Source organism: Enterobacter sp. Ap-1006 (genome assembly GCF_011752835.1).
GTDB lineage: Bacteria > Pseudomonadota > Gammaproteobacteria > Enterobacterales > Enterobacteriaceae > Cedecea.
This window is the reverse complement of sequence record NZ_VWWU01000004.1, coordinates 197,385-211,444: the sequence shown is the minus strand read 5'-3', so window position 1 is coordinate 211,444 and position 14,060 is coordinate 197,385. Positions and strand designations below refer to the sequence as shown.

The window sequence follows — 14,060 nt, the reverse complement described above, 5'->3', positions numbered from 1 at the left end:
TTAGGGCGCCTTTTTTATGCTATTTATCTATTCATTTTATTTCTTATTTTGGGTTAATCACCTTTACCTGTCTGCCATTCAAGGCTATAAATCAATTCAAGTATCTATTCATTTATCTATTCACATGAGCGAACTAGCGGACCTTCTTCTTACCGGGCCTCTTTCAGCCAGAACACTGGCCCAACGGCTGGGTATCAGCCAGGCGACTTTCTCTCGCCGGGTAGCGCTTGAGCCTGACGTTATCAAATTCGGTTCAGCGCGTGCGACGCTGTACGGATTAAAGCATCCGGTAAGGCAGCACCGCGAGTTTCAGCTCTGGCAGATTGACGACGTCGGTAAAGCCTGGGTATTTGGTGTGCTTTATCCCGTGTGGCCGAAAGGCAGTTGCCTCGTGGTGCATCACAACGGCGACAGCCGCTGGTTTGACGGGCTGCCCTGGTACCTGACCGATCTCCGGCCGCAGGGATTTTTGGGGCGAGCCTGGGGGCGTGAGTTAGCTAAAGACAGCGATTTGCCGGAAGATATTCGGCTGTGGCGAGAAGAGGATGTGCTTCTGGCGCTCTCTGTGCAGCGGCAGGAAAATCTGGGCGGCTGGCTGGTGGGCGAAGAGAGTTATCGCCTGTGGACAGAGAAAGACGTTCCCGAAGCCATTCCTCATAATGAACGCCTGAAGGTTTACGCTGAGCTTGCTCACAGGGCGATAGACGGTGAAATTGTCGGCTCATCCGCCGGAGGCGAGCAGCCTAAATTCACCTGCTACAGTGAAACGCTTCGCGGGCCACGACATGCTCTTGTGAAGTTCACCCCGGCTATGCGGAACGATAACCAGCGTCGATGGGCGGATCTACTGGCCGCTGAGGCCAGCGCTTTAACGCTGCTAAATGATGTTGGGATTGCTGCCGCACGGTGTGATCTACTTTCGACGGTCAGCGGGCAGGTCTTTCTCGAAGTTGAGCGCTTTGACTGCGTGGGCGTTTTCGGGCGGCGCAGTATTGTCTCTCTTGAAAGCGTGCAAAGTGAATATGCGGCGGGCGTGCTTAGCTGGCCTAAAGCCGTGACGCGTCTAAAAGAAGAGGGGATGGTTGAGGCCGCCACGCTTCGGCAGGTGCAGCGCATTTGGGTGTTTGGCCGACTGATTGGTAACAGCGATATGCATGCCGGGAACCTCTCTTTCTTTCTCTCTGACCGTCCGCTTGAGCTCACACCGGTCTACGATATGCTGCCTATGGCCTGGGCTCCGGGCAGTTCAGGCAATATGCGAACAGGCTGCATTGAGGTTAATATCGATGCCGACATCCCCGGCGAAGTGTGGCTCGAGATGCAGCCCTGGGCGCAGCGCTACTGGCAGGAGCTTAGCCTGAATGTGATGCTGAGCGAGCCATTCCGGCAAATTGCGGCGGGAATGGCTGAGCAAGTCGAGCGGTTAAGCGAGAGACTTCGGCGGCTGGCTTAACGAACCGCCTGAGCAATCCAGGCTGAAAGATCTCTCAGTTCGGCTTCCTGTTCCGGGAAGCTGTAAATCAGCGTTTCGCACTCCTGCTGCAGCAAAATACTGCGGTACAGGCAGCCTTTTAATCGGCTGGCCAGCGCTTCAAGCGGGGCAGGGTTCAGGCTATCGGTGAACACCTGGGCGCGGGTGATATGCCCTTTTTCGACGTCAAAATGTAGCTCAACGCCCCCCCAGGTAAAGCGGTTGTCCAGCAGGTGCGTAAAGGCCGGAGCCTGGCCAAAATTCCACTCCCAGCTGCTTTGGCGGGCAAAGGTGTCGGCAAACCCTGGCAGATCGGGGAGCGCTTCCGGGGAGATATGCTCGGCTTCCACACGCTCGCCGTAGTGAGCGAAAAATGCTGCCGTAATTGCGTCGGCTATCTGCTCGTGGGTCAGGCCTGGCTTGATGTCGCTGAGGTTGGCGACCCGGCTTCTTACGGAGGTAATGCCTTTGGCCTGGAGCTTTTTCGGATCGGGATTGAGGTAGTTTGCCAGGCGGCTCAGATCGGCATTCAGCAGCAAAGTGCCGTGATGAAACCCACGATCCAGGGTTTCCCGGTAGGCGGAACCTGAAATCTTGCGCGTACCTTCGGCGGTTTCGACCTCAAGGTCGTTGCGCCCGGATGCGGTGGCTTCCAGCCCAAGGCTCGCCAGGGCGTTCAGTACGATAGCCGTGGAAATACTCTTGTCGTATTCGGGTTTGCCGGCCATAAAAGTGAAGCAGGTGTTGCCCAGGTCGTGGAACACCGCGCCACCGCCGCTGCTGCGCCTTGCCAGCCGAACGTTATCTTGCTCCATGCGCCCGGTATTGCACTCTTTCCACGGGTTCTGGGCGCGGCCAATCACTACCGTATCTGCATTACGCCATAGAAACAGAACCCGCTGAGTGGCGGGCATCTGCCGAAAAATAGTCTCTTCAACGGCCAGGTTAAACCAAGGGTCGTAAGAGTCAGAGATAAGCAAACGCAAAGTCGACATAACAAAGATCCTTTTCCCAGAAGAATGGCGTCATCTTAGCATGACGCCATCTCGGCGAATTTACTGAGGGAGCTTTACTTAGGCTCGTCTTCCTCTTTTACTTTCGTATTGGCGGTAAGCAGGAACGGTGACTGCTGCCAGCGGGTGCGCTTGCCGTGCAGGAGCGTGCGGGTCAGCACAATACCGATCGCGACGGCGAGCAGCAGCATCAGGCGCAGAATATTGGTGGTGTTGTCCACTTGCTTAGCTTCGGTGGCAAGCGTGTGGGTGTCCAGGGTAATGCGCAGGTAGCCGATAGGCCCGTTTTTATCGGTGATAGGTTCGACGATTTGTTGGTTGAAGTAGCTGCCAGCTTTTTGGCCGTCCAGCGCCAGGCGATCGCGAACCTCAATGTTTTCCCCCGCCCGCGCAATTTGGTCACCTTCGCTGTCGTACACGGCGGCATCCAGAATACGGCTATCCTTAGTCAAAAGGTTAAGCACGGTGGAGATGCGTTTTTCATCCGGATTCTCAGTTTTCATGACGGGAACCAGATTAAACGCGACCTGACGGGAGAGGGTGCGGGCCAGCTCCTCTAACTGAACGTTTCGCGCCTGCTGGCTGCCCCGGCTGAACCAGGACGCGCCCTGCATTAGTGCCACCAAAAGTGCGAGGCAGAACAGCACAATCACTGCGCGGTGGAGCCGAAATTTAAATTTTACCCGAACCATGATGCACCTTTGGAAAATTGCTTACTTTAATGTTGCCAGAAGCAAGGCGGACAAGGTAGCCTCATGCGTTGTTTTTACCCGGATACCCTGCATCCTTCAAAGGGCAGAAGCTCAGGCTTTACGCCAGCGCGAGGAGAAAAATCCCTTGCCATCAGCCCGCAATCCGACTGCAAAAGGGTATGTTTACTTGATTCTGGAGCCGCAATGCCAAACAGTTTGACCTGGTGCGATTTGCCTAACGATGTTTCACTTTGGCCTGGGTTGCCGCTTTCCCTGAGCGGCGACGAAGTGATGCCGCTGGACTACCGCGCTGGCCGCAGTGGCTGGCTCCTGTACGGGCGTAATCTGGACAAGCAGTGTCTGACCAAATACCAGCGCAAGCTGGGGGCGGCGATGGTGATTGTGACCGCCTGGTGCGTGGAAGATTATCAGGTTATTCGCCTGGCCGGCTCTTTAACGCCGCGCGCGACCAAGCTTGCGCATGAAGCCGGGCTGGACGTGGCGCCGCTGGGCAAAATCCCACATTTGAAAACGCCTGGTCTGCTGGTCATGGACATGGACTCCACAGCCATTCAGATCGAGTGTATCGACGAGATCGCCAAACTGGCGGGAACGGGTGAAATGGTGGCTGAAGTCACCGAACGCGCAATGCGCGGCGAGCTGGATTTTACCGCCAGCCTTCGCCAGCGTGTGGCGACCCTGAAGGGCGCGGATGCTAATATTTTACGCCAGGTTCGCGACGAGCTACCGCTGATGCCGGGGCTAAAATCTCTGGTACAAAATCTCGATACGCTGGGTTGGAAAGTGGCGATTGCCTCTGGCGGGTTTACCTTCTTCGCCGAATACCTGCGCGACACATTAAACCTGACGGCGGTGGTCGCTAACGAACTTGAAATTTGCGACGGTAAGCTGACCGGCGAAGTGCTGGGGCAGATTGTGGACGCGAAGTTCAAAGCGGTCACTTTGAAGCGCCTGGCCGAAAAATATGAAATCCCCGCCGCGCAAACCGTTGCGATTGGCGACGGGGCCAATGATTTACCGATGATCCACGCCGCAGGCCTGGGGATTGCCTATCACGCTAAGCCGAAGGTCAACGAGAAGAGCGAAGTCAGTATCCGTCATGCGGATCTGATGGGCGTGTTCTGCATCCTTTCCGGCAGCCTGATTCAGGAAGAACGTTAACAAGAGGTATAAAGGTGGCGAAAGCTCCAAAACGCGCATTTGTTTGTAACGAGTGTGGTGCGGATTACCCGCGCTGGCAGGGGCAGTGCAGCGCCTGTCACGCGTGGAATACCATTACCGAAGTGCGCATCGCCGCTTCTCCACAGGTTGCCCGCAACGAGCGCCTTTCCGGCTATGCCGGGAGCGCGGGCGTCAGCCGCGTACAAAAGCTTTCGGACATCAGCCTGGAAGAATTGCCGCGCTTTTCTACCGGTTTTAAAGAGTTTGACCGGGTGCTGGGTGGCGGCGTAGTGCCGGGCAGCGCCATTCTGATCGGCGGTAACCCTGGCGCAGGGAAATCAACGTTGCTGCTGCAAACGCTTTGCAAGCTGAGCGAGCAAATGAAAACCCTGTACGTCACTGGCGAAGAGTCACTTCAGCAGGTGGCGATGCGCGCGCATCGGTTAGGCCTGCCGACGCAAAACCTCAATATGCTGTCGGAAACCAGCATCGAACAGATCTGTATGATCGCCGAGGAAGAACAGCCGAAGCTGATGGTGATCGACTCGATCCAGGTCATGCACATGGCGGACGTGCAGTCTTCGCCGGGCAGTGTGGCCCAGGTGCGTGAAACTGCAGCCTACCTGACGCGTTTTGCGAAGACGAAAGGCGTGGCGATCGTGATGGTCGGGCACGTCACGAAAGACGGTTCTCTTGCGGGGCCAAAAGTCCTCGAACACTGTATCGACTGTTCAGTCATGCTAGATGGTGACGCCGATTCCCGCTTCCGTACCCTGCGCAGCCATAAAAACCGCTTTGGGGCGGTGAACGAGCTGGGCGTGTTCGCGATGACCGAGCAGGGACTGCGTGAAGTCAGCAACCCATCGGCTATTTTCCTTAGCCGGGGCGATGAAGTGACGCCGGGCAGTTCGGTGATGGTGGTTTGGGAAGGAACTCGTCCGCTGCTGGTTGAGATTCAGGCGCTGGTGGATCAGTCGATGATGTCCAACCCTCGCCGCGTGGCCGTTGGCCTGGAGCAAAACCGCCTGGCGATTCTGCTGGCCGTACTCCACCGTCACGGCGGCCTGCAAATGGCCGATCAGGATGTGTTTGTGAATGTGGTGGGCGGCGTAAAGGTTACCGAAACCAGCGCCGACCTGGCGCTGCTGCTGGCGATGGTTTCCAGCCTGCGCGACAGAGCCTTGCCGCAGGATTTAGTCGTATTTGGGGAAGTCGGGCTGGCGGGTGAAATCCGCCCGGTACCCAGCGGCCAGGAGCGTATTTCCGAAGCGGCGAAACATGGCTTTAAGCGCGCAATTGTGCCCCAGGCCAACGTACCGAAAAAAATTCCTGAAGGGATGCAGGTCTTCGGCGTGAAAAAACTTGCTGATGCGCTTTCTGTATTCGACGACTTATAATTGAGTAACTTGCGGGAACCGTTCCCGCTCCGGCAGGAGGCAGCGCGTGTCGTCATTCGACTATATTAAAACGGCTATTCGCCAACAGGGCTGTACCTTACAGCAGGTGGCGGACGCCAGCGGCATGACTAAAGGCTACCTGAGCCAGTTACTGAACGCGAAAATCAAAAGCCCCAGCGCGCAAAAACTGGAGGCGTTGCACCGCTTCCTTGGGCTGGAATTCCCGCGTCGCGAAAAGAAAGTCGGCGTGGTGTTCGGTAAGTTTTATCCGTTGCATACCGGGCATATCTACTTGATCCAGCGCGCCTGTAGCCAGGTGGACGAGCTGCATATCATCATGGGCTATGATGAGCCCCGCGACCGCGCGCTGTTTGACGATAGCGCGATGTCCCAGCAGCCAACCACCGGTGACCGCCTGCGCTGGCTGCTGCAAACTTTTAAATATCAGAAGAATATCCGCATTCACTCCTTTAACGAGGAGGGGATGGAGCCTTATCCCCACGGCTGGGACGTCTGGAGCCGGGGGATTAAAGCGTTTATGGACAGCAAAGGTATTTCGCCAGACCGGATCTATACCTCGGAAGAAGGGGACGCCGCGAAGTTTACCGAACACCTCGGGATCGAAACGGTGGTGGTCGATCCAAAGCGAACCTTTATGAACATCAGCGGCACACAAATCCGTGAAAACCCGTTCCGCTACTGGGAATACATTCCTACTGAGGTAAAACCGTTCTTTGTGCGCACGGTGGCGATACTTGGCGGCGAGTCGAGCGGGAAGTCGTGGATGGTGAACAAGCTTGCCAACATCTTCAATACCACCAGCGCCTGGGAATACGGGCGGGATTACGTTTTCTCGCACCTGGGCGGTGACGAAATGGCGCTGCAATATTCCGACTACGACAAAATTGCCATCGGCCATGCGCAGTACGTCGATTTTGCGGTGAAGTACGCCAATAAAGTGGCGTTTATCGACACCGACTTTGTGACCACTCAGGCCTTCTGCAAGAAGTATGAAGGCCGCGAGCACCCGTTTGTACAGGCGCTGATCGACGAGTACCGCTTTGATCTGGTTATCCTGCTGGAAAATAATACGCCGTGGGTGGCCGACGGTTTACGCAGCCTTGGCAGCGATGTGGACAGAAAATCGTTCCAGAACCTGCTGGTGGAGATGCTCCAAGAGAACAACATCGAGTTTATTCACGTCGAAGAGTCCGACTATGACTCGCGCTTCCTGCGCTGCGTGGATCTGGTGAAAGAGATGATGGGTGAGCAGCGGGAATAATATTTCCAAAGGTTTATTATTTAATTCATGATAATTGCGAGAGAGTTTTCTCGCAATTATTAAGTGATTAATGATGTAGTTTTTATTTAAAATTAAATCAATTATTTCTTGTTGTTTCTTATTGTTTTTTTAAGCTCATTTTTATTCGCATGCGTGGGTTAACGTTTTATATTCCCTATGTAGAGTAATGTTCTCTTTCATCCATAGTCGTTCAATGTTTATATGAAGGAGAAAATATGTCTGGACGTCGTGCTCAAGAGTTGGATTTAGCTTGTATTAAAACATTGTCAAAGAGCGAGCTCGTTGATCAGAAAGAATTTAATGGTGTTATTGCATTAAAGAATATTTTCGGAGCTGATAAAAGAGAGCTAACGGCTTCTTTTTCAATCAGAGGCAGCGATGTTAAGGCTGATGTTGATGTGACGTGGTATGAAGCACGCGCAAGTAATGAATCTCGCTCTGAGTTTCGTTTCTACTATGAGCCTAATTACATAATGAATAATGCACAACCTGGAGATAACATTGTTATAGGTTTTAATCGTTCAGGGAAGTTACAGTGCATTTTATTTAAAAATGGAAGTGAGGAGCATCAGGGAGAATATTTGTCCTGGGCAACCTATTAAACTTAGGGCCGCAATTGCGGCCCTATATTTTTACTTGGTCACACGCTTGTACTTGATGCGTTTTGGCTCCAGGGCATCTGAGCCGAGGGTACGCTTCTTGTACTCTTCGTATTCGGTGAAGTTCCCTTCGAAGAATTCGACTTTACCTTCATCCTGGTAATCCAGAATGTGGGTAGCGATGCGGTCCAGGAACCAGCGGTCGTGCGAGATAACCATCGCGCAGCCCGGGAACTCCAGCAGGGCGTTTTCCAGCGCGCGCAGGGTTTCGATATCCAGGTCGTTGGTTGGTTCATCGAGCAGCAGTACGTTACCGCCAACCTGCAGCAGCTTCGCCAGATGCAGACGACCGCGCTCACCACCGGACAGCTCGCCCACGCGTTTGCCCTGGTCAACGCCTTTGAAGTTAAAGCGGCCCACGTAGGCACGGCTTGGCATCTCGGTGTTGCCGATACGCATAATATCCTGGCCGCCGGAGACTTCTTCCCACACGGTTTTGCTGTTATCCATGGCGTCACGGAACTGGTCAACGGAGGCCAGTTTCACGGTCTCGCCGAGGGTGATAGAGCCGCTGTCAGGCTGTTCCTGACCGGACATCATGCGGAACAGGGTGGATTTACCCGCGCCGTTCGGGCCGATGATGCCGACGATGGCGCCTTTCGGGACGGAGAAGCTCAGATCGTCAATCAGCAGGCGGTCGCCGTAAGATTTACGCAGGTTGTTAACTTCCACCACTTTATCCCCCAGACGTGCGCCAGGTGGAATAAACAGTTCGTTGGTTTCGTTACGTTTCTGGTATTCGGTGTTGTTCAGCTCTTCGAAGCGTGCCAGACGGGCTTTGCCCTTAGACTGACGGCCTTTAGCGCCCTGACGAACCCACTCCAGCTCTTTCTCAATGGATTTACGGCGAGCCGCTTCCGTTGAGGCTTCCTGCGCCAGGCGCTGATCTTTCTGCTCCAGCCAGGAGGAGTAGTTACCTTCCCATGGAATACCTTCCCCACGGTCAAGCTCGAGGATCCAGCCGGCGACGTTGTCGAGGAAGTAACGGTCGTGGGTGATCGCCACCACGGTGCCCTCGAAGTCGTGCAGGAAGCGTTCCAGCCATGCCACGGATTCTGCATCCAGGTGGTTGGTTGGTTCGTCGAGCAACAGCATGTCTGGTTTTTCCAGCAGCAGGCGGCAAAGCGCAACGCGGCGGCGTTCACCCCCGGACAGCTTCTCGATTTTTGCATCCCAGTCCGGCAGGCGCAGGGCATCGGCGGCGCGCTCCAGCTGCACGTTCAGGTTATGACCGTCGTGCGCCTGGATGATTTCTTCATACTTGCCTTGCTGCGCGGCCAGCTTATCGAAGTCCGCGTCCGGCTCGGCGTATTTGGCGTAGACTTCGTCCAGGCCTTTCAGCGCGTTAACCACTTCGGAAACCGCTTCTTCTACGGACTCACGTACGGTGTGTTCCGGGTTCAGCTTAGGTTCCTGCGGCAGGTAGCCGATCTTGATGCCTGGCTGTGGACGGGCTTCGCCTTCGATATCGGTATCGATGCCGGCCATGATGCGCAGCAGGGTGGATTTACCGGCACCGTTCAGACCCAGTACGCCGATTTTGGCGCCAGGGAAGAAGCTGAGCGAAATATTTTTCAGAATATGTCGTTTCGGCGGGACAACTTTGCCGACACGATGCATGGTATAAACGAATTGAGCCACAGTGCGACTTTGCCTCTTTTATCGTGATGTAAGATGGTACTTAACAAAGGCGAAGTGTAGCGGTTTTCACGGTCTAATCCCAGCGGGGTATCGTGCTTCTGCCGCGCAGGGCGTCTTTATACGTTTCATGACCAAAATATCCCTTCCGGACGTGGCGTATTGCGTCTCCCCTGGTTAGCATGAATGCATTCGCTTATTGCAGCGCAGGCATGATGCCGTCAGGAAAATAATGAGGAGAAGGTGTGGTAAAAGCCAAACAAGTCGTATGGCAGTTGCTTGCCGCGGGCGTTAGCCTGGTGATGTTAAACGGTGCGGTACGTGCAGATTCTCTCGATGAGCAGCGCAACCGCTACGCGCAAATTAAACAGGCCTGGGATAACAAGCAAATGGACGTGGTGCAGCAGCTCATGCCCACGCTGCAGACCTATCCTCTTTATCCTTATCTTGAATACCGTCAGCTCACCGACGACCTGATGAACGAGCCGACCGTGGCGGTGGCCCAATTTATCCAGGCGAACCCAACTTTGCCTCCGGCGCGTACCTTAAGCTCCCGGTTTGTTAACGAGCTGGCAAGGCGGCAGGACTGGCAAGGTTTGCTGGCCTTTAGCCCCGAGCCGCCTGCCACTAACGAAGCAAAATGTAATTACTACTTTGCCAAATGGAATACCGGGCAAGCGGATGCCGCCTGGGCCGGTGCGAAAGAACTTTGGCTGACGGGAAAGAGCCAGCCGTCGAGCTGTGATGCGCTGTTTTCGGCGTGGCGAGCTTCCGGCACGCAGGATCCGCTGGCTTACCTTGAGCGAATCCGCCTGGCGATGAAAGAGGGGAATACCTCGCTGGTGAACGTGCTGGCGAACCAGATGCCAGCGGAATATCAGACCATCTCCAGCGCCCTGGTCAGCCTGCAAAATAATCCTGGCACGGTGCTGACCTTCGCTAATACGGTGGGGGCGACGGATTTCACTCGTCAGGCGGCCGCTATCGCCTTCGCAAGCGTTGCCCGTCAGGATGTAGAGAATGCTCGCCTGATGATCCCGTCCCTGGCTCAGGCACAGAAATTGACCGATGAACAGGTGCAGGAATTGCGTGACGTTGTGGCCTGGCGATTGATGGGCAGCGACGTGACGGATGAACAGGCTCGCTGGCGGGATGACGCTATTATGCGTTCCCAGTCTACCTCGCTGATTGAGCGGCGCGTGCGTATGGCGCTGGGCGCCGGAGACCGAACTGGGCTGAATACCTGGCTGGCCCGTTTGCCGATGGAAGCCAAAGAGAAAGACGAATGGCGCTACTGGCAGGCTGATTTACTGCTGGAGCGGGGACGTGAAGACGAAGCGAAAGGTATTCTTCGTGCCCTGATGCAGCAGCGCGGCTTCTACCCGATGGTTGCCGCCCAGCGGCTTGGGGAGGAATACCCCCTGCGCGTGGATAAAGCCGAGCCTGTTAATCCTGCGCTGGTGCAGGGGCCTGAAATGGCCCGTGTCCGCGAGCTGATGTACTGGAATATGGACAACACCGCGCGGAGCGAATGGGCAAACCTGGTCACCAGCCGCAGCAAGCAGGAGCAGGCCGGGCTGGCGCGCTATGCTTTTGAGCAGGACTGGTGGGATCTCAGCGTGCAGGCAACTATTGCCGGCAAGCTTTGGGATAATCTCGAAGAGCGCTTCCCGCTGGCTTATAAAGGCACCTTTGCCCGCTACGTTAGCGGCAAAACTGTGCCACAAAGTTATGCCATGGCGATTGCCCGCCAGGAAAGTGCCTGGAATCCGAAAGTGCGTTCCCCGGTGGGGGCAAGCGGCCTGATGCAGATCATGCCGGGCACCGCCACCCATACGGTGAAAATGTTCAGTATTCCAGGCTACAGCAGCCCGGTGCAGCTTCTGGATCCTGACACCAACATCAATATCGGTACCAGCTACCTGCAGTATGTGTTCCAGCAGTTTGAGAACAACCGTATCTTTGCTTCCGCCGCCTATAACGCAGGGCCGGGGCGCGTGCGGACCTGGCTGGGTAACAGCGCGGGGCGGATTGACGCCATCGCATTCGTGGAAAGCATTCCGTTCTCTGAGACGCGTGGCTATGTGAAAAACGTGCTGGCCTACGATGCCTATTACCGCTATTTCATGGGGCAGCCGGACAAGATTCTGTCTGACAGCGAGTGGCAGCGGCGTTACTGATTGCGCGGAGAGTATGTTATGCTGCCGTACTAGTTAAAGAGTATGGTGGCCTGACATGACTCAGCTCTCTCAGTATTCGGCGGAACAGGCCGAGCAAAGTAATAAAGAGTGGCTCCGCTTTGTGGGGCTGTTACAGCAAGCTTTTGGGCAGGAGCTTCACATGCCCCTGCTGACGCTGCTGTTGACGCCGGATGAGCGTACGGCGTTAGGCACGCGAGTACGCATTATCGAAGAGTTGTTGCGCGGTGAGCTAAGCCAGCGTGAGCTGAAGAATGAACTGGGCGCGGGGATTGCAACCATCACCCGCGGCTCTAACAGCCTGAAAGCTGCGCCGACGGAGTTACGGGCGTGGCTGGAAAAAGAGCTGCTGCAGAGTGGCAGCTCAAACCGCTAAATATTTTCCCGGCAGTAAATCTCGTTATGAAATGGACTTAGCGCCAGAATCACCGCCTGATGGTAAACGCTAGTACGCGTGAGCTTTCCGGCGGTGAACACCCCAATCGCTCCCTCTTTACGCCCAATCTCATTGATACCCGTATAGTCGGACATCACCGGCCCCAGAGCGTGGCCTGCGCTGACTTTTTGCAGAATGATGTCTGGCAGCGGCAGGGTTGCCGAACGGGCTTCACCGCGCTGCTGCCGATTCTCGATCACCACCCAACTGAAGGTACTCCCTTCGTCAATACCGGCCTCGATGGCGACCCAGAAGTCGGCATCTGGTCTGATCTCCCGGGCATTCGCTACTCTGCATCGTGCGCCAGTTCGCGTTTCCTGACTACCAAAGGGCTGCTCCGGCACGCCACTATCGACGACCACGGGCTCAATATGGCAGGATCCTTCGCCATAAATCTCGCTAAACGCCTGCAGAATCGCCTGAATTTTGGCGGGATTGGTTGTTGCAGCTACGACATGGTTCATAATAAGTCAGAACTCTCGATATTTCGTGACCGGAGTATAACGGAAAAAACGCATGTTACAGGTATACCTTGTTCGTCATGGCGAAACGCAGTGGAATGCTGAGCGCCGCATTCAGGGGCAGTCAGACAGCGCGCTGACTGAAAACGGAGAACGTCAGGCCTGGCAAGTGGCCGAACGAGCCAGAGCCCTTGGCATCACCCACATTATCAGCAGCGATTTAGGCCGTACTCGCCGCACCGCAGAGATCATCGCCGAAGCCTGCGGCTGCGAGATTATCCTGGATGCCCGCCTGCGCGAGCTCAATATGGGCGTGCTTGAACGCCGCAAAATGGACTCGCTGACCGAAGAGGAAGAGGGCTGGCGTCGGCGCTTAGTTGACGGCACGCCGGACGGACGTATTCCTGAAGGCGAAAGCATGCTGGAACTGAGTAACCGCATGCACGAAGCCCTGAATGCCTGCCGGGAACTGCCGGCCGGAAGCCGACCGCTGCTGGTGAGTCACGGTATGGCACTGGGCGGACTGGTGAGTACGATTCTTGGCTTACCGGCGTGGGCGGAACGTCGACTGCGTCTGCGCAACTGCTCGATTTCCCGCGTGGATTATCAGCACAGCCCGTGGCTGGCGTCTGGATGGGTGGTTGAAACAGCAGGAGACATCTCGCACCTTGATGCCCCTGCTCTGGATGAAATCCAGCGTTAACGGCGAACAGGGATCAGGTATTCACAGCGGATATGCATCGGCACATCCTGATCCCGCGTTTCATCCTGAGGGTAGAAACGTTCGATGTCCTGACCTTTACGGCGCGTCAGGTTGAGTGACGGCATGCAGGTGCCATAAACCGTCAGGATAAAGTCCTGCAGCCCGGTGCCCAGCCCTTCGTAGTTAAATTGAACATAATCCCCCCCTTCCAGCACTACCGGATGTGAATCCGGCAGGAAACCATTCGCCAGCTCAGGCGTGAGCGCCGTGGTGTAGAAGACTTCCTGCTCGTCGTCTTTTTCCGAGCTTGGGCGAGGCTCATGCAGGCCGTATAACACCCGCGGGATCGTCGGTGAGTTGCCGAGGAACTGTGTCCAGAACTGGATGCGCATCTCATTACGGAAGTCGGAGATTTGCTCCAGCGTGCAGCTGTAGCTTTGCGTCACCCCAACAAGATGCGTTTCCGGCATCGTGATGAAGTGGGCCTGCGGCGGCGTGAACTCGCCGAGACGCAGCGGTGGGCGCATACCGAAGGCGCTCCAGTCAGGAGAACGACGATAGAGCGCCGGCGTTTGAGCAAACTGCTTTTTAAACGCACGAGTAAACGTCTGCTGCGAGTCAAAGCGGTACTGAAGCGCAATGTCGAGAATAGGGCGCGCAGTCAGGCGCAGAGCAACGGCGGATTTGGAGAGTCGGCGGGCGCGAATATAGGCACCAATAGCGTGCCCGGTAACCTCTTTAAACATCCGTTGTAAATGCCACTTGGAATAACCTGCCTTTGCCGCCACATTATCAAGGGCGAGAGGCTGGTCGAGGTGGCCCTCCAGCCAGCTAAGAAGATCGCGAATGATCCCAGCCTGATCCATAAAATATCCTCATCCATACAAGCGAATGCCTGTTTACTAAG

Annotated in this window: 13 protein-coding genes; 8 read left to right on the top strand and 5 right to left on the bottom strand. The window is 55.5% G+C overall.

Annotated features, from left to right (window positions below):
* Nucleotides 1-124 precede the first annotated feature (124 nt).
* Nucleotides 125-1,453 (top strand): type II toxin-antitoxin system HipA family toxin YjjJ, encoded by a 1,329-nt coding sequence (yjjJ, locus tag F3J28_RS13820; RefSeq protein ID WP_166876940.1) that lies wholly within the window; start codon nucleotides 125-127, stop codon nucleotides 1,451-1,453.
* Here yjjJ and lplA read toward each other — a convergent pair.
* On the bottom strand, nucleotides 1,450-2,466 hold the full coding sequence (gene lplA, locus F3J28_RS13815; RefSeq protein ID WP_166876937.1) for a lipoate--protein ligase: 1,017 nt from the start codon (nucleotides 2,464-2,466) through the stop codon (nucleotides 1,450-1,452). The genes yjjJ and lplA overlap by 4 nt on opposite strands.
* A 74-nt stretch (nucleotides 2,467-2,540) precedes the next feature.
* The gene (locus tag F3J28_RS13810; protein WP_166876934.1) at nucleotides 2,541-3,176 is read right to left on the bottom strand and encodes a YtjB family periplasmic protein; all 636 of its coding nucleotides are present in this window, start codon (nucleotides 3,174-3,176) and stop codon (nucleotides 2,541-2,543) included.
* Between the two features lie 204 nt (nucleotides 3,177-3,380).
* Here F3J28_RS13810 and serB point away from each other — a divergent pair, with 204 nt between their 5' ends.
* From serB to F3J28_RS13790, 4 genes are all read left to right on the top strand, one after another.
* On the top strand, nucleotides 3,381-4,358 hold the full coding sequence (serB, locus tag F3J28_RS13805; RefSeq protein ID WP_166876931.1) for a phosphoserine phosphatase: 978 nt from the start codon (nucleotides 3,381-3,383) through the stop codon (nucleotides 4,356-4,358).
* Nucleotides 4,359-4,372: 14 nt separating this feature from the next.
* Nucleotides 4,373-5,755: a DNA repair protein RadA gene (radA, locus tag F3J28_RS13800; protein ID WP_008460107.1), complete on the top strand. Its 1,383-nt coding sequence runs from the start codon at nucleotides 4,373-4,375 to the stop codon at nucleotides 5,753-5,755.
* A 46-nt stretch (nucleotides 5,756-5,801) separates the two neighbouring features.
* Complete coding sequence (gene nadR, locus F3J28_RS13795; protein ID WP_166876928.1) at nucleotides 5,802-7,037, top strand: multifunctional transcriptional regulator/nicotinamide-nucleotide adenylyltransferase/ribosylnicotinamide kinase NadR; 1,236 nt, start codon at nucleotides 5,802-5,804, stop codon at nucleotides 7,035-7,037.
* Nucleotides 7,038-7,273: 236 nt separating this feature from the next.
* Nucleotides 7,274-7,660 (top strand): type II restriction endonuclease, encoded by a 387-nt coding sequence (locus F3J28_RS13790; RefSeq protein ID WP_166876925.1) that lies wholly within the window; start codon nucleotides 7,274-7,276, stop codon nucleotides 7,658-7,660.
* A gap of 30 nt (nucleotides 7,661-7,690) precedes the next feature.
* Here F3J28_RS13790 and ettA read toward each other — a convergent pair whose 3' ends face one another.
* Nucleotides 7,691-9,358 carry an energy-dependent translational throttle protein EttA gene (ettA, locus tag F3J28_RS13785; RefSeq protein WP_008460109.1) on the bottom strand — a complete coding sequence of 556 codons (1,668 nt, stop codon included), beginning with the start codon at nucleotides 9,356-9,358 and terminating at the stop codon, nucleotides 7,691-7,693.
* A 242-nt stretch (nucleotides 9,359-9,600) separates the two neighbouring features.
* On the opposite strand from ettA, the gene sltY reads away from it, so the two are divergent.
* Together sltY and trpR are read left to right on the top strand one after the other, a co-directional pair.
* Nucleotides 9,601-11,535 (top strand): murein transglycosylase, encoded by a 1,935-nt coding sequence (sltY, locus tag F3J28_RS13780; protein ID WP_166876923.1) that lies wholly within the window; start codon nucleotides 9,601-9,603, stop codon nucleotides 11,533-11,535.
* Between the two features lie 55 nt (nucleotides 11,536-11,590).
* Nucleotides 11,591-11,929 carry a trp operon repressor gene (trpR, locus tag F3J28_RS13775; RefSeq protein WP_045781281.1) on the top strand — a complete coding sequence of 113 codons (339 nt, stop codon included), beginning with the start codon at nucleotides 11,591-11,593 and terminating at the stop codon, nucleotides 11,927-11,929.
* Here the strand turns inward: trpR and yjjX are convergent.
* Entirely contained in the window at nucleotides 11,926-12,453 is a 528-nt protein-coding gene (gene yjjX, locus F3J28_RS13770; protein WP_166876920.1) for an inosine/xanthosine triphosphatase, read from the bottom strand. The two genes, trpR and yjjX, sit on opposite strands and share 4 nt — an antisense overlap.
* A gap of 52 nt (nucleotides 12,454-12,505) precedes the next feature.
* On the opposite strand from yjjX, the gene gpmB reads away from it, so the two are divergent.
* Entirely contained in the window at nucleotides 12,506-13,153 is a 648-nt protein-coding gene (gene gpmB, locus F3J28_RS13765; RefSeq protein ID WP_039290109.1) for a 2,3-diphosphoglycerate-dependent phosphoglycerate mutase GpmB, read from the top strand.
* Here gpmB and robA read toward each other — a convergent pair.
* Nucleotides 13,150-14,019, bottom strand: coding sequence for an MDR efflux pump AcrAB transcriptional activator RobA (gene robA, locus F3J28_RS13760; protein ID WP_008460114.1), 870 nt, complete (start codon nucleotides 14,017-14,019; stop codon nucleotides 13,150-13,152). The two genes, gpmB and robA, sit on opposite strands and share 4 nt — an antisense overlap.
* Between the last annotated feature and the right edge of the window lie 41 nt (nucleotides 14,020-14,060).

Bases quoted from the DNA above. Each gene is read 5' to 3' on its own strand.
- F3J28_RS13810 (WP_166876934.1), bottom strand. From the start codon at position 3,176: ATGGTTCGGGTAAAATTTAAATTTCGGCTCCACCGCGCAGTGATTGTG.
- yjjJ (WP_166876940.1), top strand. From the start codon at position 125: ATGAGCGAACTAGCGGACCTTCTTCTTACCGGGCCTCTTTCAGCCAGA.
- robA (WP_008460114.1), bottom strand. From the start codon at position 14,019: ATGGATCAGGCTGGGATCATTCGCGATCTTCTTAGCTGGCTGGAGGGC.
- gpmB (WP_039290109.1), top strand. From the start codon at position 12,506: ATGTTACAGGTATACCTTGTTCGTCATGGCGAAACGCAGTGGAATGCT.
- F3J28_RS13790 (WP_166876925.1), top strand. From the start codon at position 7,274: ATGTCTGGACGTCGTGCTCAAGAGTTGGATTTAGCTTGTATTAAAACA.
- serB (WP_166876931.1), top strand. From the start codon at position 3,381: ATGCCAAACAGTTTGACCTGGTGCGATTTGCCTAACGATGTTTCACTT.
- lplA (WP_166876937.1), bottom strand. From the start codon at position 2,466: ATGTCGACTTTGCGTTTGCTTATCTCTGACTCTTACGACCCTTGGTTT.
- trpR (WP_045781281.1), top strand. From the start codon at position 11,591: ATGACTCAGCTCTCTCAGTATTCGGCGGAACAGGCCGAGCAAAGTAAT.
- yjjX (WP_166876920.1), bottom strand. From the start codon at position 12,453: ATGAACCATGTCGTAGCTGCAACAACCAATCCCGCCAAAATTCAGGCG.